Annotated in this window: 24 protein-coding genes and 1 other RNA gene; 8 read left to right on the plus strand and 17 right to left on the minus strand. The window is 37.6% G+C overall.

Annotated features, from left to right (window positions below):
* Positions 1-53 precede the first annotated feature (53 nt).
* Positions 54-644: a glycerol-3-phosphate 1-O-acyltransferase PlsY gene (plsY, locus tag KUV80_RS04455; protein WP_222461462.1), complete on the plus strand. Its 591-nt coding sequence runs from the start codon at positions 54-56 to the stop codon at positions 642-644.
* Positions 645-880: 236 nt separating this feature from the next.
* Complete coding sequence (locus KUV80_RS04460; RefSeq protein ID WP_222462254.1) at positions 881-1057, plus strand: YjcZ family sporulation protein; 177 nt, start codon at positions 881-883, stop codon at positions 1055-1057.
* 159 nt (positions 1058-1216) lie between these two features.
* On the opposite strand, the gene KUV80_RS04465 is transcribed toward KUV80_RS04460, so the two are convergent.
* The 4 genes from KUV80_RS04465 to KUV80_RS04480 all read right to left on the minus strand — a co-directional run bounded on the left by KUV80_RS04465 (position 1217) and on the right by KUV80_RS04480 (position 3781).
* Positions 1217-1645 carry a BrxA/BrxB family bacilliredoxin gene (locus KUV80_RS04465; protein ID WP_222461463.1) on the minus strand — a complete coding sequence of 143 codons (429 nt, stop codon included), beginning with the start codon at positions 1643-1645 and terminating at the stop codon, positions 1217-1219.
* Positions 1646-1712: 67 nt separating this feature from the next.
* Positions 1713-2375, minus strand: a complete 663-nt coding sequence (locus tag KUV80_RS04470; RefSeq protein WP_222461464.1) for an NAD-dependent epimerase/dehydratase family protein — start codon at positions 2373-2375, stop codon at positions 1713-1715.
* A gap of 140 nt (positions 2376-2515) precedes the next feature.
* Positions 2516-3088, minus strand: coding sequence for a cysteine hydrolase family protein (locus KUV80_RS04475; RefSeq protein ID WP_222461465.1), 573 nt, complete (start codon positions 3086-3088; stop codon positions 2516-2518).
* Between the two features lie 12 nt (positions 3089-3100).
* The gene (locus KUV80_RS04480; protein ID WP_222461466.1) at positions 3101-3781 is read right to left on the minus strand and encodes an MgtC/SapB family protein; all 681 of its coding nucleotides are present in this window, start codon (positions 3779-3781) and stop codon (positions 3101-3103) included.
* A 211-nt stretch (positions 3782-3992) separates the two neighbouring features.
* Between KUV80_RS04480 and KUV80_RS04485 the strand changes: the two genes are divergently transcribed.
* Positions 3993-4328 (plus strand): DUF485 domain-containing protein, encoded by a 336-nt coding sequence (locus tag KUV80_RS04485; protein ID WP_246625021.1) that lies wholly within the window; start codon positions 3993-3995, stop codon positions 4326-4328.
* Positions 4325-5866 carry a solute symporter family protein gene (locus KUV80_RS04490; RefSeq protein ID WP_222461468.1) on the plus strand — a complete coding sequence of 514 codons (1542 nt, stop codon included), beginning with the start codon at positions 4325-4327 and terminating at the stop codon, positions 5864-5866. Before KUV80_RS04485 ends, KUV80_RS04490 begins: the two co-directional genes overlap by 4 nt.
* A gap of 21 nt (positions 5867-5887) precedes the next feature.
* On the opposite strand, the gene KUV80_RS04495 is transcribed toward KUV80_RS04490, so the two are convergent.
* The 4 genes from KUV80_RS04495 to KUV80_RS04510 form a co-directional block, all read right to left on the minus strand.
* Positions 5888-7303 (minus strand): amino acid permease, encoded by a 1416-nt coding sequence (locus tag KUV80_RS04495; RefSeq protein ID WP_222461469.1) that lies wholly within the window; start codon positions 7301-7303, stop codon positions 5888-5890.
* Between the two features lie 105 nt (positions 7304-7408).
* The gene (locus tag KUV80_RS04500; protein WP_222461470.1) at positions 7409-8269 is read right to left on the minus strand and encodes a CvfB family protein; all 861 of its coding nucleotides are present in this window, start codon (positions 8267-8269) and stop codon (positions 7409-7411) included.
* Positions 8270-8351: 82 nt separating this feature from the next.
* Positions 8352-8501, minus strand: a complete 150-nt coding sequence (locus tag KUV80_RS04505) for a YycC family protein (RefSeq protein ID WP_222461471.1) — start codon at positions 8499-8501, stop codon at positions 8352-8354.
* A gap of 74 nt (positions 8502-8575) precedes the next feature.
* The gene (locus tag KUV80_RS04510; protein ID WP_222461472.1) at positions 8576-10264 is read right to left on the minus strand and encodes a formate--tetrahydrofolate ligase; all 1689 of its coding nucleotides are present in this window, start codon (positions 10262-10264) and stop codon (positions 8576-8578) included.
* 165 nt (positions 10265-10429) lie between these two features.
* On the opposite strand from KUV80_RS04510, the gene KUV80_RS04515 reads away from it, so the two are divergent.
* Entirely contained in the window at positions 10430-10759 is a 330-nt protein-coding gene (locus tag KUV80_RS04515; protein WP_222461473.1) for a 2Fe-2S iron-sulfur cluster-binding protein, read from the plus strand.
* Between the two features lie 153 nt (positions 10760-10912).
* On the opposite strand, the gene KUV80_RS04520 is transcribed toward KUV80_RS04515, so the two are convergent.
* The 3 genes from KUV80_RS04520 to KUV80_RS04530 are packed head-to-tail and all read right to left on the minus strand — an operon-like array spanning position 10913 to position 12593.
* On the minus strand, positions 10913-11566 hold the full coding sequence (locus KUV80_RS04520) for an HD domain-containing protein (protein ID WP_222461474.1): 654 nt from the start codon (positions 11564-11566) through the stop codon (positions 10913-10915).
* Positions 11567-11575: 9 nt separating this feature from the next.
* Entirely contained in the window at positions 11576-11875 is a 300-nt protein-coding gene (locus KUV80_RS04525; protein ID WP_222461475.1) for a DUF6123 family protein, read from the minus strand.
* Positions 11876-11924: 49 nt separating this feature from the next.
* Positions 11925-12593 (minus strand): reverse transcriptase-like protein, encoded by a 669-nt coding sequence (locus KUV80_RS04530; RefSeq protein ID WP_222461476.1) that lies wholly within the window; start codon positions 12591-12593, stop codon positions 11925-11927.
* A 73-nt stretch (positions 12594-12666) separates the two neighbouring features.
* On the opposite strand from KUV80_RS04530, the gene KUV80_RS04535 reads away from it, so the two are divergent.
* A complete protein-coding gene (locus KUV80_RS04535; RefSeq protein ID WP_222461477.1) occupies positions 12667-13074 on the plus strand; it encodes a reverse transcriptase-like protein in 408 nt (135 codons plus the stop codon).
* The gene (locus tag KUV80_RS04540) at positions 13067-13996 is read left to right on the plus strand and encodes a DMT family transporter (RefSeq protein ID WP_246625022.1); all 930 of its coding nucleotides are present in this window, start codon (positions 13067-13069) and stop codon (positions 13994-13996) included. The genes KUV80_RS04535 and KUV80_RS04540 overlap by 8 nt, the downstream gene beginning before the upstream one ends.
* Here the strand turns inward: KUV80_RS04540 and KUV80_RS04545 are convergent.
* The 3 genes from KUV80_RS04545 to KUV80_RS04555 form a co-directional block, all read right to left on the minus strand.
* Positions 13993-14880: a 5'-3' exonuclease gene (locus KUV80_RS04545; RefSeq protein ID WP_222461478.1), complete on the minus strand. Its 888-nt coding sequence runs from the start codon at positions 14878-14880 to the stop codon at positions 13993-13995. The two genes, KUV80_RS04540 and KUV80_RS04545, sit on opposite strands and share 4 nt — an antisense overlap.
* A gap of 93 nt (positions 14881-14973) precedes the next feature.
* Positions 14974-15158, minus strand: a non-coding RNA gene (gene ssrS / locus KUV80_RS04550) — 6S RNA.
* A 30-nt stretch (positions 15159-15188) separates the two neighbouring features.
* A complete protein-coding gene (locus tag KUV80_RS04555; RefSeq protein WP_222461479.1) occupies positions 15189-15329 on the minus strand; it encodes a hypothetical protein in 141 nt (46 codons plus the stop codon).
* A gap of 104 nt (positions 15330-15433) precedes the next feature.
* Here KUV80_RS04555 and KUV80_RS04560 point away from each other — a divergent pair, with 104 nt between their 5' ends.
* The gene (locus tag KUV80_RS04560) at positions 15434-15685 is read left to right on the plus strand and encodes a DNA alkylation repair protein (protein WP_222461480.1); all 252 of its coding nucleotides are present in this window, start codon (positions 15434-15436) and stop codon (positions 15683-15685) included.
* Between the two features lie 255 nt (positions 15686-15940).
* Here KUV80_RS04560 and KUV80_RS04565 read toward each other — a convergent pair whose 3' ends face one another.
* From KUV80_RS04565 to KUV80_RS04575, 3 genes are all read right to left on the minus strand, one after another.
* Complete coding sequence (locus KUV80_RS04565; RefSeq protein ID WP_222461481.1) at positions 15941-17404, minus strand: hypothetical protein; 1464 nt, start codon at positions 17402-17404, stop codon at positions 15941-15943.
* A gap of 120 nt (positions 17405-17524) precedes the next feature.
* Positions 17525-18832: a 4-aminobutyrate--2-oxoglutarate transaminase gene (gene gabT, locus KUV80_RS04570; protein WP_222461482.1), complete on the minus strand. Its 1308-nt coding sequence runs from the start codon at positions 18830-18832 to the stop codon at positions 17525-17527.
* Positions 18829-20091 (minus strand): peptidase, encoded by a 1263-nt coding sequence (locus KUV80_RS04575; protein WP_222461483.1) that lies wholly within the window; start codon positions 20089-20091, stop codon positions 18829-18831. Before KUV80_RS04575 ends, gabT begins: the two co-directional genes overlap by 4 nt.

Below are 20091 nucleotides of genomic sequence, written 5' to 3' on the forward strand. Positions count from 1 at the left end.
AACATTATATCCTATAATAAGTAGTAGCTAGTCTTTATTTTAGGGGTGTATATATGGCAGAAACTATTATCATCTTGCTTTTCTCTTATTTACTCGGCTCTATCCCCTTTGCACTTTTAGTTGGAAAAATTGGGTACGGGATAGACATACGACAACACGGAAGCGGAAACTTAGGCGGTACAAATACGTTTCGAACATTAGGTAAAAAGGCTGGGTTTCTTGTATCTGCAGCAGATGTACTAAAAGGAACATTAGCCGCAAGCTTACCCTTTTTGTTCAGTGTAGATCTACACCCGTTAATAGCCGGAATTCCTGCTGTAATCGGACATGGATATCCGTTGTTTGCTAAGTTCAAGGGCGGGAAAGCTGTTGCTACTTCAGGAGGAGTTTTGTTATTTGCAGAGCCAATATTGTTTATATTGGTAGTGCTTACCTTCTTTTTAACTTTATACATAAGTAAGTATGTATCACTATCCTCCATTATGGCAGGAGTAGGATCCATCATCATAAGTCTGTTTCTTCCGCCAGATGATCTACTCACAACTTATATATTAGCAGGATTTACCCTCTTCTTAGTGTATAGGCATAGACAAAATATCGTTAGAATTGCAAACAAGACAGAACCAAAAGTGAAATGGATTTAATGACCGTTCTAGAAATTTTTAGAACGGTTTTTCTAATTATTTAGGAAAATAGGCTCTTCTCCTAAAAAAGTACAGGCGATTTCATTAAAAACTCCGCATTTGTCCGTGTCCGTTTAGGTGGTTCGGTCATATGGTGTAATGTGACGTTGACCTATACTTAAATTTTGGGAGGGACTGAAATGGAAAATAAGAAAATGAATATGCCTTATGGTGAAAATATGAAACCAATTGCAAACATGCCTGTGCACGGATACGGTGGAGGTTATAAGCACGGTTATGATGGTGGATATGGGTATGGGTGCGGATTCCTAATCATCGTTGTTCTGTTTATTCTATTAATCATTATCGGTGCAACTGCATTCCATTGCAAAGACGACTGTGACGATGAATCTTCATCATCCTCTTCTCATTAATGTAATTATATTATTCAAAAAAAGAGAAGTGATAAACGCTTCTCTTTTTTTGTTGTTTATTATTAAGCTTTTTTATAATAAACAGGAGGAAGGTGTTCTGGATAGCCATGTGCTAATGTTGTAAATGAAAATGCAAAAAAAACCAGCATCGCTGGTTTTTTAACAATGCTGATCATATGCCCCAATTAGATTTTCTAATATTTCTTCAGGTGCGTGGTTTTCAATGTTATGTCGGTGAATAAAATGGACTACTTTACCATCTTTCAAAAGAGCCATCGATGGAGAAGATGGCGGAATTTCGCCAAAGTATTCTCTGATTTTTGCGGTTGCATCCTTATCCTGACCAGCGAACACAGTTACATATTGGTTTGGCTTTACCGTGTGATTTAAGGAAGCTATAGCGACTGGACGAGCCAGTCCTGCTGCACATCCACAAACCGAATTGATTACAACCAATGCAGTACCTTCTGTTTCTTGCATAAAGTAATTTACTTCTTCTGGTGTTTTCAATTCTTCAAATCCAGCGGAAGTCAATTCATCTCTCATAGGTTGTGCCATTTGCTTCATATATTCTTCATAGGCATTCATAAAGGTTCCTCCCAAAATAACGATTCATTAGCATACACAAACATTATAACGTAAACAAGACTATTTTTTAACTGTTTCTGCTCAGTTCACGAATCATAGGATTTTCTATGATGTTGATATTATTTTTTTGATGTCTCGAGCTTTCCTTTATCATGACTTTCGCTACATGACTTGCCTCTATCGGCTGATATTTTTTAGGATAAACAAAAGGAAGTGTCTGATACAGTTTTTCTGCTAGTTTTTCACCTAGTCTAAATTCCTCTCGATCACCCATCAATAATGAAGGTCTTAATATTGATAGGCTAGGCAGGTTCACTGAGATTAATTGTGATTCCATTTCCCCTTTTACTCGATTGTAAAAAAAGGAAGATTGTGAATGAGCGCCTAGGGCAGATATGACTGAGACATTATGAATGTTAAGCTTCTTCGCCAATTTTGCCAGTTTAACTGGTATGTGAAGATCGACTTCTTTAAACGCTTCTTTTGTTTTTGCTTTTTTCATTGTTGTTCCGATACAAATTAACATGCTTTCGGCTTGAATAGGCTCCAGTTCGTATTCTGCGCTGGAAAAATCAAATATGATTTCTCTTACTTTAGAACTCTTTAATGAACTGGGCTTTCTTACGAGTACAATTATTTCTTCATATGCCGGGTTTATTATGAGCTGCTTTATTACTTCTCTGCCAATCAACCCGCTTGATCCAGCTACAATTACTTTTTTCTTATGCATACCAATGGTCCTTTCCGCTTCTTATACATTACCACTTGAATATCTTTATCTTATCACTGTATCTTTTGTAATTATAGATGTGAAGCTTCTCTGTTAAATCCTAAAAGAAAAAGCATTCAGAGACCCTCTGAAATGCTTTATTAGACTAAACTATCTTTTTGATGGACAATCGTTGCACCAAGTGTGTTTTTAAAATGTGACAATGCCCATTCGTGCCCTGCCTGATCAAAGCTTTGAACAGCATCCTCATGAATTACGATTGAAAAGCCCCTGTTGTAGGCATCAACAGCTGTATGTAGTACGCAGATGTCTGTGCATACTCCAGCTAGATGCACTTCCGTAATCTTTCTTTCTCTTAATTTGATCTCGAGGTCTGTTCCCGCAAAAGCACTGTAACGTGTTTTATCCATCCACATCACCTGTTTATTCAATTTATCTATGTGATTCTCGTAAACATCTTTCAATCTGCCATACAGATCTCTGCCCTCTGTATGCCTGATGTTATGTGGAGGGAACAAATTGCTTTCAGGGTGATAAGGATCGTTCTTATCATGTACATCAACAGCAAAGACAACAAATTCCCCATTTTTAATAAAATCTTCTGTAATGTTAGCCATTCTATCTTCAATTTGTTGTCCAGGCTTTCCGCATGTAAGTTTTCCTTCATCTGCAACGAAATCATTCGTGTAATCAATGACAACTAACGCTTTCATATTATCCTCCCTTTAGTCAAGTGTTTCTATCTCAACACTTCTTATTCCGTCAATTTTTTTCACATCATCATAAAGGTCTGTTGTATATCGCTTTTCATAAATGGAGGCAGCCATCTCCATTTTTCGGTTATTATTTTCCAGATCTTTTATTCTTACATTAACAATTCTGACCTTTAGTTCGTTTATTTGTTTCATAACATCACTCATGTTCGTTTCTGGTTCTACAATCAGCTTTAATTTAACATCAATCTGTCTTAACGCTTTTGGACCAATCCATTTCATGATGAGAGGAATTAATTCTACGCTGATCAGAATTAATAAAGCCCCTGCTGCTGCTTCTTTAAAAAAGCCTGCTCCGGCTGCAATTCCTAACCCAGAAGCTCCCCAAATCATGGCAGCTGTTGTAAGTCCTGATATGACATCGTTGCTGCGTCTCAAAATCACACCTGCGCCTAAAAAACCAATTCCGCTAACTATTTGAGCAGCAAGTCGCATGGGATCCATCACCGTTTGACCTGTAGCTAAAGAAAATTGTTCAGCTGATTCAATACTTACAATCGTGAGCAAACAACTGCTGATGGAGATAACAAGGCTCGTTTTTAATCCTACTGGTTTGTTTTTTAGCTCACGTTCTATCCCGATAATTAAACCGAAAAATGCAGATATTCCAAGTTTTACTAAGACAACACTCATGATGTTTGCACCTCTCTCCTGTTTTTGCCCTTATCTAATAATACGCAAAAGACATCATAAAATCCTTCTAAACCATAAGTTGATTAAATTGAAATGGAAAAGGTTTTCCGTTTATAATAAAGAATGTTAAATTCTGAAAATAAAAACTATTCAGCAAAGGAGGTAGGTTTACAATTTTCCTAACTTACTACATTAAAGGAGGATGAAACCTTTGTTACCTAAAAAACAGCAGAAATTCGATCATACAAGGTATAGTGAAGTCGTTAAATCCCGTTATTTCAAGCAGCTAATGGAAGAGAAAAAACGTTTTATACTGCCAATGACCTTGTTTTTTCTAGTTTTTTATTTTAGTCTTCCCGTACTGACAGCTTATTCAAAAGTTTTAAACACAAAAGCTATTGGTGATATTTCGTGGGCATGGATTTTTGCTTTTGGTCAATTTATTATGACATGGTCGTTATGTATGATCTATTCGAAAAAAGCTAAACGATTTGATGAATTAGCAGAAAAAGTTGTAAATGAAATGGATAAGGAGGCCTCTTCATGAATGGTACAGCATTTTCGTTATTTCTTGCAATCGTTGCGTTGACATTGGGAATTACATATTTTGCATCCAAACGGACGAAAACGACGAGTGATTTTTATACAGCTGATGGCGGACTGACCGGTATGCAGAATGGACTAGCGATTGCCGGTGACTATATGTCTGCTGCGTCTTTCTTGGGTATTGCAGGATCGATCGCATTAGCAGGGTTTGATGGATTCTTTTATAGCATCGGTTTCCTCGTCGCTTATCTTGTTGTCCTTTATTTAGTTGCTGAACCTCTTCGGAATTTAGGTAAATATACGATGGCAGATATGATTGCAGCCCGTTTTAATGACAAAAAAGTCCGTGGAGTTGCCGCATTAAATACGATGGCCATATCAACCTTCTATATGGTCGCACAACTCGTTGGAGCTGGAGCACTAATTAAATTATTGCTTGGCATTGATTACCTTTATTCGGTATTAATCGTTGGTGTACTTATGACGGTTTATGTTGTTTTTGGAGGTATGACTGCAACCTCATGGGTACAAATTGTAAAAGCAGTATTGTTGATGGTTGGAACGTTTATCATTTCGGTTATGGTCTTTGCAAAATTTGGATTTAGTTTCACAGAAATGTTCCAACAAGTAAAGACATCAACTCCACTTGGAGAATCTTTCTTAAATCCAGGAAATAAGTTTAAGGATCCGCTTGATACCCTTTCATTAAATCTGGCCCTTGTACTAGGCACAGCTGGACTTCCACATATATTGATCCGTTTCTTTACTGTTAAAGATGCCCCAACTGCAAGAAAATCTGTCGTTTACGCAACATGGTTGATTGGCGCTTTCTATATCATGACTATTTTCTTAGGATTCGGTGCTGCTGCATTTGTTGGACAAGATAACATCGTAGCTGCGAACGCAGCAGGTAATATGGCTGCTCCCCTATTAGCTCAAGTTCTAGGTGGAGAATTTCTTTTTGCTTTTGTTTCCGCAGTTGCCTTTGCCACTATTTTAGCTGTTGTTGCGGGTCTTGTTTTATCAGCGGCATCAGCATTTGCGCATGACTTTTATACCCATATCGTAAGAAAAGGAAATGCTTCGGAAAAGGAACAGATGAAGGCCGCTAAATGGGCTTCTGTCGGTGTAGCGGTCGTATCCATCCTTTTCGCTTTATTTGCACAAAAACTAAACGTTGCCTTTTTAGTTTCTCTTGCATTTGCTGTTGCCGCAAGCGCAAACCTTCCCATTATTTTGTTGACCATTTTTTGGAAACGTTTTAATACTGCTGGAGCGGTTACTGGAATGCTTGTAGGACTTTTAAGTTCTCTGATTTTAGTAGGGATCTCACCGAGCGTCTGGTCTCCAATTGAAGGAGCGGCCATCTTAACTGGAGACCCAATCTTCCCCCTCGCGAATCCAGGGATTGTTTCCATTCCACTCGGATTTTTAGGAGCATTTATCGGAACAATGGTGTCCAAACCTTCTGACGTTGAAAAGTACAATGAAATATTAGTGAAAGCAAATACGGGTTCAGGCCTCCGAAAAGGTGCATAAGAAAACGGACGGAAAAACCGGCTATTCATCAGCCGGTTTTGTTTTTTGCTCATTTTTACGAACAAAGGGATAGAATAAGATGCCTGAACTAAGAAGTGCGATTCCAAACAAAAAGGTTTTCATGTCAGCGGTTCCTGCGTAAATAACCCAAATTGAATAAAGTGCAGCGAGTGCAGCTATTATCGCATCCGTTATTCGTTTATTCTTAGCTCCTTTATACGTCTCGCCATTGATGACGAGCTTTAATTGATATAGCGATGCAACGATATACGGAACTAAAAAGGCAAGAGTTGCAATGAAAATCATGAAATCAAATGCTTGTGCCATGGATTGTGAGACGACTGACAATAAAAAGAGCTGTGTGCATAAATTTGTAACCCACAAAGAAAAAACAGGTGCTCCTTTGTTGTTTTCTTTTAAAAAAGCAGGGATGAACATTTTTTGTTTGGCTGCTTGAAACGGCACTTCAGCTGACAGAAGAACCCATCCGATTGTAGCACCGAAAAGAGATATCACTCCTAATAAAGCCATAATCTTACTGCCTGAAGGGCCGATGGATACCATTAACGCATCAACTAACGGTTTTTGAGAAGAAACGAGTTCATTCTGTGTCAATGTTCCCATAACCAATAATGTGATACTTAAATATAGTGCTAATGCAATTAATAGTCCGAGTATTGTAGCTTTTTTTACGTCACTCTTTTTCTTTGCACGGGTTGAGAAGACTACAGCTGACTCGACACCAACAAATGCCCAAAGTGTTGCGATTGCAGCATGATTGATTTGATTAAAGTATCCGGCAGTCACACCACCTTCACCTTCTATTGGTTCATAAAAAGGAATAAGGTTACTTTTCTCAAAAGCATATAAACAAGCAAAGATGAATAATAAAAAGCCTAAAACTTTAGCAGCGGTTGCGATAAAGTTTACTTTTCCTGCACCTTCAATTCCATTTAGAATTAATGCATGAACCCCCCATAGCAAAATGGTACACACGATAAACGTAATGATGCCCCCGATTGTTATCGTAGTCCCTGCCATACTGAATAAGGGCTTCTGGTTTGTCATGAATGGAAAGAATGTAGATAAATAACTTGCAAAAGTTGTAATGATTGCAACGTTTCCTGACCAGTTAGCCACCCAATAACCCCAGCTTACAAGATAGCCGCTGAGTAACGAAGATTGTGTATTTTCTTTAAACAATGCTTTCGCATAGTTTTGTGGTCCACCGTTTAATTCTGGCTTAATAAGAGAGAGATTACCAAAAACTAAAGCAGTCATGAGTACTCCAAAGCCAGTAATGATCCATGCGGAAAGAACTCCAGCAGGACTCGCTACTTCTGCTAAAGATCTTGGAAGCATAAAAATTCCTGAACCTACCATGTTTCCGACTACAAGTGCTGTTAAGACCCAAAATCCAAAGTTTCTCTTATTCAATGAAATACCACCTTTCACAGTACATATTTTGCCCAAAGTGTGGTATTGAAATCCTTTATCCTTTTCATAAAAAAAGAAACCTAAAAAATAGGTCCCCTTTTGTAACTATATTTGAAGATACGTTTTTCCGTTTTCTTGAATAATCTTTTCTTCTTTCATGAGCTTTCCAAGTGCCCGTTTAAATGCAGCTTTACTCATTTGAAAGGTTTCTTTGATTTCTTCTGGAGAAGATTTATCGGTTAGAGGCATCTGACCTTTGTTTTCACGTAAATATTGATAAATGCGTTCAGAGTCTTCAGCATAAGCTAGTTCTTTTCTTGCTCTCATCGATAGATTGATTCTTCCATCTTCTCGAACGAATGCAACACGTGCGCCTAACTTTTGACCAAGACGAGGCTTAACTTTTAATTCGTCATTGTGAATAAATCCAATGTATTGTGATTCCGTAAATAACAATACGCCTGCCTCATTGATTTTATACACATGGCCTGAAGTTTGTTCATTAAATGCTTCTTGAGGAGCAGCTTCTGCTTGTTCCACCATCTCTTCCTCTGTGGCTAGATCGGCAAAAATTCTTCCCTTTTTATCTAGCTTTAAGCCTGAATACAATTTGTCTCCAATATGTGGCCATTCTTCCCACGATTGCGGAAGGTCGTCTTTTGACAAAAGAACATCTTTTTTGATTCCTATATTCAAAAATACACCTAGCTTATGATTTACACCTGCTACTTCTAGCCAAGCAAGCGAATCTAATCTAACTTTAGGAATCGTTTCAGTAGCAGCTAGTCTTCCTTCATGGTCTTGGTATAAAAATACTTCCACCATACTTCCTTCTTCATATTTATTCTTAGCTTCAGATCGATGCAAAAGTACTTCTTTGCCATCCTCTAGATCTAAAATATAGCCTAAATCTGAATCTCTTTTAACTTTAAGCGTATAAACTAATCCGGGTTTTTTTGATTCCATAATTTCATTCCTTTTCTTTAAAGATTCCTAATTAAACAAAAAGAAAAACCTACATAGTAGGTTTTCGCCTTCTTGTTCTTAATTATTCATCGTTATTTTCTTTAGCTGCCTCTAGCTCCATTAGTTTTTTAACTAGAATATGCTGTGGCATATGCATCAACTGCTCTAGAGGAACATTTAATTCTTTTGCTAATTTAACAGCAGTTTCAGCAGATAATTGTAAAGGTTTCATAGCAATCCCTCCATTAGAAATTATAACAGTGAAATTCTTATTTTACACGATAAGAATATCCTGTCTAGTTTTCTTTAAAAGAGTCCAATCGCCTTGCCATCCTCACTAACATCCATTTTATTAGCAGCCGGAACTTTTGGTAAACCTGGCATCGTCATAACATCTCCTGTAAGAGCTACTAAAAAGCCAGCTCCAATAGATGGTTTAAGTTCTCTAATCGTAATGGTGAAGTTCTCTGGTCTGCCCAGTTTTTTGGGATCATCTGAAAAAGAATACTGAGTTTTTGCCATACAGATAGGGAGTTTGTCCCAACCGAACTCACTATATTGTTTAATTTGTTTTAACGTTTTTGGTGAATATTGAATTTCGCCAGCACCATATACTTTTTTGCAGATCGTTTCTATCTTGTCTTGTATCGACTGGTCAAGATCATATAAAGGTTTATAGTCATTCTTTTCGTTTTCAATGACGTTTAACACTTTATTTGCAAGCTCTTCTCCGCCTTCTCCACCTTTTGCCCAAACATCAGCTACTTCAGCTGCAACACCTTTTTCCTGACACCAATCTTTAATGAAAGCTACTTCTTCTTCGGTATCTGTAACAAACTTATTGATGGCTACAACTACTGGTACTCCAAATTGCTTCAATGTTTCAAGGTGTTTCTCAAGGTTTGGCATCCCTTTTTCAAGTGCTTTAACATCTGGTGTTTTTAAATATTCCTTTGAAAGCCCGCCATGCATCTTAAGTGCTCTGACTGTAGCTACTATCACTACAGCACTAGGGTTGATACCTGCGTACCTCGCTTTAATATCTAAAAACTTTTCAGCTCCTAAATCTGCACCGAATCCAGCTTCTGTTACAACCATTTCACCAAGTTTTGAAGCAAGCTTAGTGGCAATAACACTGTTGCATCCATGGGCGATATTTGCAAATGGACCACCATGAACAAGTGCAGGAGTGTTTTCTAAAGTTTGAACGATATTTGGCCGAATCGCGTCTTTTAAGAGAAGTGTAAGTGCTCCGTGTGCATTTAGGTCTCCTGCCGTAACCGGTTCGTTTTCATAATCGAATGCAACAACCATTTTTGATAATCGCAGCTTTAAATCTTCTAAGTTATTTGCCAAACAGAAAATGGCCATGATTTCTGAAGCAACCGTTATGTCAAATCCGTCTTCACGCGGAACACCTTGTACGGGTCCGCCTAAACCGATTACAATTTTCCTTAGAGACCGGTCATTCATGTCCAACGCACGTTTCCATACGATACGACGAGGGTCTATATTCAATTCGTTCCCTTGATGGATATGATTATCAATCAGGGCAGCTAAAGCGTTGTTAGCAGTCGTTATAGCGTGGAGATCACCTGTAAAATGAAGGTTAATGTCCTCCATTGGCATTACTTGTGAATACCCGCCTCCTGCAGCTCCGCCTTTAATCCCCATACTAGGACCTAAAGAAGGTTCTCGTAAAGCGATAATCGTTTTCTTACCAACGCGATTAAGTGCTTGTCCAAGACCAACTGTTACAGTAGATTTACCTTCACCAGCAGGTGTTGGACTAATAGCAGTAACTAAGACTACTTTTCCATCTTCAACATTTTGAAGCTTTTGAAAAAGATCTAATGAAAGCTTCCCTTTATATCTTCCATAAGGTTCCCAATCATCTTCATCAATCCCTAGTTGTCCTACAATCTCTTCAATTCGCAGCATCTTTGCTGATTGGGCAATCTCGATATCACTTTTTAACGTAACCTTTTCTAGCATATTGATTAAACCCTCCATCATATAAAATTGTCTCACCTTTTATTGTATATGAAAAAAGTATGTGATGCGAAGAGTTTTTCTATTACATAAAACATTGGTTTAGTTTACTTGCAAGTAGGATATCGTATAATAGGAATGGTAAGATATTCCCAAGGAGGTAGTTTAATGGCAAAGATTGAAGTACAAGGCTATGGAACGTATTCGATTGAAAACGGAACAAGACTAGTGAACGCATTAGAAGACAATGGAATTGATATCCTCCATCGTTGTGGCGGTAAAGCAAAATGTACAACTTGCCGTGTTGAGGTGCTTTCGGGAGATTTAGGTCCGATCGGGGAAAAAGAAGCAAATATCATCGAGACAAAAGGTTTGTCAGGAAACGTTAGACTGTCTTGTCAGATCTGCGTAACTGAAGATGCAGCGATTAAACCTGTTCTAACCGTGAGTTCAGAAGGATTAGACGCTGGTCCACGTCCCTCTGAAGAATGTGAGTAAAAAAGGGCCTTCTAGTAGGCCCTTTTTTCTTTATTTTAATAGTCGGAATTTGTCGATATTTGACAACTCGTGGATATATGCTGAAAATTTTTGGATTCACGTGCAAAACTTTTGGATTAAGGTACAAAACTTTCGGATTCACCTAAGAATTTTTCATGATTGGGATTCATTGACTTCCCATTCTGCAAAAAACTGGTCTAAAAAGCTCTCTAAGAAGGCATGACGCTCATCTGCAAGCTTTTTTGCATATGAAGTATTCATTGTATTTTTTAATTTTAATAGTTTTTCATAAAAGTGGTTAACAGCAGTACTCTTTTCGTTACGATATTGATCTTTTGTCATGAATTCTCGAACAGGTATTTCCGGGTCGTACATCAACTGTCCTTTTGCGCCAGAATAAGCAAAAGTCCTCCCAATTCCAATCGCACCAATCGCATCTAGACGGTCAGCATCTTGAACGACTTTTCCTTCAATCGTTTTCATTCCTGTCTGATTTCCGCCCTTATATGACATGGAACCGATAATTGACAGTATATGTTCTATGTACTCTGACTCCACTTCAATGGACTGAAGCCATTGTAAAACTTCATTCATCCCTTTTTCTTCACTGCCGGCAATTTTCTCATCGGCGATGTCATGCAACAATGCGGCCATGACACAGATAAAGCGATCTGCTCCTTCTTGAACAGCGATGTTTTCTGCCAATTTTCTCACACGATAAATATGATACCAATCGTGTCCGCTGCTTTCATGTTGTAACTGTTCTTTTACGAAGTTCTCCGTCTTCTCTATCATGCTTTGTTTCATATATTCTTTTTACCCCACTGAACAAGAATGGCTGTTTTCTCTGTTTGATTGTAATTGATCAAGCAATTCATACGCTTTTTTCTTGGATTGGACATTTTCTTTTACAAATGATTCTAATAATGCAATAAAATAGCTTCCATCAAAAGCTAACTGTTTGATAAGTGTTATTTCTAAGGCGATGATAACCTGCGATTCTGAAGCTTCTGTATAGTGTCTTCCAAAGTAGATAAAATGAAGATCTCCATCCGAGAGACGGAAGCCTTTGGAAGCTAGCAATGTTACATAATTCTCTAAACTATTTTCGTCCATTTACTCAACCCCAAAATCAAAAGATTCTAGTAAATTGTACCAGTTGAGGCTAGAAATTATCAATCACTTCTTTTTTGGCTTTAATTATTTTTCCCTGAAGGGCTTGCTGCACCAATTGATCTGCAACTTTGTTTTCGTTTCTAGGAATCCAGGTGTAGATAGGATCGATTTGATGTTTCTTAAATAGTGCTTCGATTTTGTCTGCCCAGGTTTGGAGGTTTGATTCATAAACAGGCCATTCCCCTTTCATCTGCTCAATAACCACTTTGGAGTCTCCCATAATTATTACTTCTTCATATTGGACACCAAGCTCTTCTAATTCTCTCGCAGCTATCCAAAGGGCTGCATATTCTGCTTCATTATTGGATTCGATATTTGTATAGCTTGTGTTTTTCTTCATTCGGTATGTTATCCCATTTTGTGAATAGTGGATTACAATTCCTTGGCCGCTCGTTCCTCTATCTGCTTTAAATCCGCCATCAAAGTATATCGTGATATTTTGCGGCTCTTCTTTCTTAACTTCTGTCAGTTTTAAAAGCTCTTTTTTTGACCAGGATACTCCTTTGCTGTCTATGAAAGTGATAGAAGAAATTCTTCCTGTTTTTTCAAGGTCTATTGCCGTAAATAAAGCTTCATTAAGCGATATGGGATCTGAAACAAATCGAATTTTCAATTGTGATTTTGGATGTTTGTAAATGTATTCAATGGAGAAGTTCATGGCAATCTCCTTTTTCATTTTATTAAAGTACATTATAATACGTTTATAATCTTACATAGAGGAGAGACAAGAATTGATTGAAGTTTACATAGATGGTGCAAGTGCCGGTGATCCGGGAATATCTGGAGCAGGTGTGTATGTAAAAATGGGCGATGGAACAACTCATTCTTATCGTTTCCCAATAGGCAGCATGTCTAACCATGAAGCTGAATTTAATGCCCTCATACATGCTTTAGAGCTTTGTGTTACACATAACTGGAGAATCGTTTCATTTCGAACAGACTCACAAGCTGTTGAAAGTGCAGTAGACAAACGATATGCAAAGGATAAGAGGTATACACCATTGTTAGAAAAAGCATTATCCCTTGCGGATCAACTAGATTTGTTTTTTATTAAATGGATTCCATCCAAACAAAATAAAAAAGCTGACGAACTGGCGAGACAAGCCATCCAATTAAACAAGGTTCAGCTCGATGATTAAGAAATCATGGTTTGCTGACTTCAACTTGTTGATGGTTGCATTTGTTTGGGGAACAACATTTGTGATTGTTCAACGTGCTAACGCTTTCTTAGAACCTTATTCATTTAACACCATTCGATTTAGTGTTGCTGCTGCCATCTTATTATGTATTATCCTCTTCTTTAAACGCACTTCACTAACAAAATTTAAAAATAGAGATTTGTTGAAGAGTGGAATTTTATTAGGTTTTTGGCTATTTTTAGGATATGGGTTTCAAACGGTTGGTCTTTTATATACTACCTCTTCTAAAGCAGGTTTTATTACGGGTTTAAGTGTTGTACTTGTTCCCTTATTAAGCTATATCGTATTAAAACAAAAATTAAATTGGCAAATAGGATTAAGTTCGGGTGTTGCTGTAGTTGGACTTTACTTTTTAACCATTCATAACAGTTTCACTTTAAATTTAGGTGATGCTTATGTGCTTTTGTGTGCCATATCTTTTGCACTGCATATCGTTTTTACAGGTAAGTTTGCCAGAAATTTTGATGCTTTATGTCTTACTGTCATTCAGTTATCTACTGTTTCTTTTTTAAGTTTTTTCACAGCACTTGCTACAGAAAATTGGAAAGAGATGTTTGTTACCCAAATGGTCTTCAAACAAGAAGTGATTTCGGCTCTCATTATTACTTCCTTATTTGCGACAGCATTAGCGTTTTTAGCACAAACCTATTTTCAGTCCTTTACAACACCTGCAAGAGTAGCGTTAATTTTTGCGATGGAGCCTGTGTTTGCAGCTGTTACAGCCTACGTTATGCTTGATGAACGTCTAGGGTCAAAAGCCATAATGGGCTGTATATTCATATTACTTGGAATGATTCTATCTGAATTAAAAATCAGTCATATGCCTTTTCGGCGTAAACAAAAAGAGTGGGATGCACATTAACCCACTCTTATTTGTATCTCTAATGCTTGTAATGCTTCTTTTACTGCTTGTTTGTCCAATTCGTATCTGCATTCTTCAAGATCTCTATCGATAACGTCAGGTACATCTGTAAAAATCGTACAAAGATCTTTACTTAAAATCGCCATGTCTCTTCCAGCTTCTAGCTTTTTAAAATACCTTTTAAATTTCGGATCGAGATTTTCAAAGTTCTCATAAATAAATTCAACGGCACCGTATTGCTGGATGAGTGGTAAAGCGGCTTTATCACCTACACCAGCAACGCCTGGAATGTTATCACTCTTGTCACCTAATAGTGCTTTAACATCTATCCATTGGGCAGGTGTAATGCCATAGTCCTCTTGAAAATGAGTCAGCGTGTACTTTAATTCATCACGTTTCACAGAAATAAGCTGAGATGTCTTATCACATAACAACTGTAAAAGATCACGATCGTTGCTATATATAATACACTCCCCGTTTCGTTCATTGCGCCAACGGTTAACGAGAGTTCCGATGATATCGTCTGCTTCGTATCTTGGAATGGTCAGTTGCGTGACCCCGATCGTCTCAAACAATTCAACAAGCGTTTCATACTGTTGAATAAGAGGCTCAGGTAGCTCATTTCGAGTTCCTTTATAATCTGCAAATTTTTCTCGTCTTAATGTTTCATCACGTTTCACATCCCAGGCAACGGCAATATGTGAAGGCTGATGCTCTCTAACAAGCATTAATAATTTTTGGATGGTAACCCTAATCGCATTTGTGAACTGTCCTTTCGAATTTCGAGGCAGATCATGCATTTCTTTTCCATATGCTGTAGCAAAATAACAACGGCTTAACAAGTTAAAACCATCAATTAATAATAAGACTTCTTTCTTTTCCATTTTATTCGTTATCCCCCGGTATAGTATCTGTTCACTAAAGTTATGAAAAAAGCGCATTTTACAGTGAAGTAAAATACGCTTGTTAAAAGTTAAGTAAAATCCGCTCTGCCGTGACTTTATATGCCTTTGGAACCTGATCTCTCAGGTGGGTATCCGCAGCTGTCGTTACAGCCTTCCAAGCCGAATGCAAGGCATGGCTGCCTGACAGATCATATTGGATTCCCGTCATTAGCACATAGGTTAAAGACATTGGAAAGCCACTAACATCGCAGATTTTTATTATACTCTCTCTTGTAGCAGAAGTAAAATTATTTTGTTTTTTTGCCGTGACGCATTTTTTCTACTTCCAATTCTGCATAAGAAGCAAACTCTTCTTGATGGTTGTTTTCCTGCTGCTTGGCATTATTATTGCGCTGTGCATTTGCATTTCCTTTTTTCTGTCTACCCAAAGTTATTCCCTCCTTTTTCTTACTATGGCTTAAACGTTTGCAAATAAAACTTACATAATTTTTCCTTAGTTGGTCAAGCTAATACTAAAAAGGAGGTCTATTCTTTGGCAAATCCTTATTTATGTCCAAATTGTAAAACAAACCGTACACGTTTCAATGTAATTGAACAAAATCCTGTTTCAGTAAAACTAGATCCCGCCACAGGAGATGTAGTCCAGCAGTATGAAGAGGGTCAATTAGATATGTTTCATCTCCCTTATAACGGTTCTGAAAGATTGATTCAATGTGGAGCTTGCGGTGTTGTTGGTGAAGAAGAGATGTACATTAAGCGTGCTCAAAGCAACCCTCGACAGTAAAAAAAGGCAAAGACTGCTAGTCAGTCTTTGCTTTTTTTATCACTCTTTGTTTAATGGAGGCAGTAATAGAGGAACAGTCACTTCGTTTTTCAATGGTTCAATATGTGTTAAATGAGAGAATGTGATTGTAAGGTCTTCTACCGGCATTTCCTCAATAAAATGAATGATATATGCGGGTTTCTCTTATTCATAAAGTTCTAAAACGTAATAATACTCCAGCTTTATTATTTCTTGTCCGAACCGTGTCCCTTTTTCTCACTCTTTGATTTTATTCATATCTGGAACTACATAGCTTATGGTCACAGGTGAGGATAGTGGTGTTGAATATACAAGGTCAGATAAGCTTATCGTTAAATTCTCGTTCGGAATTGAAATGGGTTTTCCCTCTCCTATATTTAACTCTTCTGGGTTATAAAAAGTAATATAATAAGTTATTTTAGTCTCAGAATAGTCGGTAAGAATATCAAAGTTTTTTAACTTATCCTTCTTTTCATTTGTAACGCTAACAAGATTTTTTTTATAGCTTCTGGAATATTCTTCTGGAATCGAGTCGTTTGAGTAATAATTTTCCGGAGTAAGTCTTACACTATCCCTGGTTTCATCATTAGTTATTAACATGCTAATTTTTACAGAAGGTCCTCCGTTAAACAATGATAAGCCTTCATAGACAATTTTAGTATTGTTTTTATTCACGATTAGTTCACTTTTTATTAGAGGCTGAGCTGAATTCTTACTGAACTTATCTATATCTTCTTTCGGAATTGTCCAGCTGTACAATTGATTATTTTTATGTATAGATGAATGAAACGTAAGGGATTTTTCTATTGTTCCAGTACTTATTCCAGTAGCTTCTTCATAAAACGGAAGATGATATCCCTTTTCCTTAGTTCCCACAATATCCAAGTAATAGGGACTAGGTTGATCATTTGAAGAGACTGAAAAGCCTACAAGTTCTTTATCATCATTTGGTATAGTTAAAGACAATTGCCTATTGTACAAAAGAATGTTATATGAATGTATTACGGCTTTTTTGTTAGTTCCATAAGTAAACGTATTGTTTATTGGAGAAGATAGTAATACTTTTTCATAAACATTTTCTGATGATACTTTGAGGGCTATATTTTTAATAGGACGTGTTCCTTCTTTATTTGCAAGTTCTAATTCTTGTAATTCAATACGATTTGCATCAATTAAAAGGTTCCAGTCCATTTGTTCATTGTTTACAATCATTGGAGATACCATCATCGAGCGATAAAGTCTATGTTTATAAACAAACCCGTCATCTATCATTCCCTGCACTCCTGTATTTTCTCTGGCTGAAAAAACCTCTTCTTTCCCATCAGGTGTAGATAATTTTATCTTTTTAATAGTAAGTCTCGGAACAGTATGTTCATCCTTATCCCTTTCTTTAAGATCGATGCTATATAAGAAATATAACCTTCCTTCAGCATTCCATATTTTTTCAATTTTCAAGGTGCGGTAAATTTCTTCTAATTGCAATGTTTTATTTCCATTTTGTAACAAACCAAAGTTATCTATTATTTCTAGTTCTTCAAACTTTCTGTACTCTCTTTCCATTCCTTCTTGCAGTGTCTGTACGATCGTAAATTCCTTTTCATCAACTTTCCAAACAGGTTCCGCACTTTTCTTAAATTGTGTGTACATAGCAAAACCAGCTAATAATAGGACACCCACCATTGCCTTTTTCCATTTATGCAAGAATTACATCCCCTTTTCTTTCTGTATAAAAAAATAATACCACAATATTATGAAAATTCATGAAAAACAACCTAAAATATGGAATAAAAAAACCTTGCCGAGTTGACAAGGTTTTAAATATTACAAAGAGACAGTTTCACTTATTTGAGTTAATTGCTTCTTCATAATGCCAAGTCCCTTTTCAAGTTGTTCATTTGATATAACAAGTGGTGAGAGTATACGAATAACATTGCTGTATAACCCTGCTCCCATGATAGCGACTCCATTTTGATTGCAAAGAGAAATGATTTTCTTTGCTTTATTTGCATCAGGTGTTTTAGAGGTTTTGTCGATAACGATTTCTAGTGCACACATAGCACCAATTCCACGTACATCTCCAATAAAATCATATTGCTCTTTCCATTTCTTGAACGTGTTCAGGATGATGTCTCCTATTTCATTGGCTCTCTTCAAAAGTTGTTCGTCTTCTATCATTGAGATGACTTCTAAAGCAGCCACACAACCAAGAGGACTACCGCCATACGTTCCACCAATCTCTCCAGGGGAAGGAGCATCCATAATCTCAGCCTTTCCCGTTACAGCTGAAATAGGGAGACCTGCAGCAATCGATTTGGACATGGTCATCAAATCAGGAACAACATCAAAATGTTCCATCGCAAACATTTTCCCCGTCCGGCCAAATCCGGTTTGAATTTCATCAGCGATGAGTAAAATGTTATATTGATCACAAATCTTTCGCAGACCTTTAACAAAAGTTTTAGAAGGAATGACGAAACCACCTTCACCTTGGACGGGTTCTAAAATGATTGCGGCGATTTCTTCTGGAGGTACTTCTCCCAAAAAGAAATCTTCAAATTTCTTTAAAATGGCAGCATCCGTTTCTTCAACATTTCGGTCTTCTCTATAATAATAAGGATAAGGCATCTTATACGTTTCAGGAGCAAACGGTCCAAACTCAAATTTATATGGTTTCACCTTGCTCGTAAGAGACATCGCAAGCAATGTTCTGCCATGAAATCCTCTTTCAAATGATATGATTGCTTTTCGGCCAGTAAATTTACGCGCAATTTTGACTGCATTTTCTACTGCTTCAGCCCCACTGTTTAAAAAAAACGTTTTTTTATGGTGATCTCCCGGAGTAATTTCGTTTAGCTTTTCAGCTAACTGGATATAAGGTTCATACATCATGACATGAAAACAAGGATGAATGTATTTATCGATTTGATTTTTTAAAGCTTCTACTATTCTAGGCGGACAATGTCCAACGTTTAACGTACCAATCGCACTGGCAAAATCAATATACTCTTTACCGTCAACGTCTGTCATTGTGCTTCCGCTCGCATTATCTACAAAATTTAATACCGTATTGAATGGTCCTCTTGGCACATTAAGTTCTTTCTTTTTTAATAGTTCATCCGACTTTTTCATTCGCTGCTCCCTCCACACCAATCATAAATCGTTAAGGCAATGATTTCCGCTGCCTCCAGTATCTTTTCAATTTCAATGTATTCATTCGGATAGTGAGCGACTGCTGTAACGCCTGGTCCGAAAACAATAGAAGGCGTATCTCCTACCTGTGATAAGAGACCTCCGTCTGTTCCCCATGGAGAAGCTTCTATTACTGGTTTTTCCCGTCGAACGTGTTCATAGTTTCTGATTAATATGTTCATCAGTGGATGCTCAGGATCAATCGAACCAGGCAGCCATTGTGCTCCGAACCATTCCACTGATACAGGATGTTCGTTTAACCAGGGATCTTGAATTCTCATTACATATTGTTCTAGTTCTTTCTTTACCTCTTCTAGTGTTTCATGTGGTGCAACACCAATGCGTCCTTCGAGATAGACCAAGTCGGGAACACTTGAAGGCCAATTTCCGCCACCCATTTTACCTATATTAATAGGAACAGGAATAGGTATGTCTTTATATAAAGGATCGGTAATTCTATTGTTCCGTTTACTCTCAAGTTCTTTTATTGCTTCTAGCACGACTGCTGCCTTTTCGATAGCACTAACACCTTCATAACGTGTTCCTCCATGAGCCGCTTTCCCTTTTATCGTTAGCTTAAACCACATAGAACCTTGTTGAGCAGGGAAAATCTTCATATTCGTAGGTTCGGGAATAATTGCAGCGTCTGCCTTATAACCTCTTAATATTGCCGCAAGCGTACCTGCACCTCCACTTTCTTCTTCTATTACACTGTGAAAAAATAAGTCACCTTTAAGTGTTGTGCCCGTTGCTTTTAACGCTTGAATCGCAAGAAGCAGTGACAAGTTACCACCCTTCATGTCGGTGGAACCCCGACCGTACAATTTTCCGTCGATGATCTTACCGCTAAAAGGATGATCGTCCCATTGCTTTAAATCTCCTTCCGGTACAACATCTACATGTCCGTTCAAAACGAGTGAACGTCCCTTTCCCGAGCCACGCCATATTCCTACTACATTAGGACTTTGGCTAAAGTCGGTTCGGCTAGCACAGAAGTTTGGGTGACCCGCTAACTCTTCACCGTCCGGATACCATAGATCCACCTCAAGACCGATTTCTTCCAGCTTTTGAGCTACAATCTTTTGAACACCAGATTCATTGCCTGTTGTACTTGCTTCCTGGACGGTTTTTTGTAAAAAAGCCAAAGCATTTTCTTTTTCTTTTAAAAGCCAATTCGAGAGTTTTTCTTTTACAAGCAT

Source organism: Fictibacillus nanhaiensis (assembly GCF_019801215.1).
In the GTDB taxonomy this organism is placed as follows: domain Bacteria; phylum Bacillota; class Bacilli; order Bacillales; family Fictibacillaceae; genus Fictibacillus; species Fictibacillus nanhaiensis_C.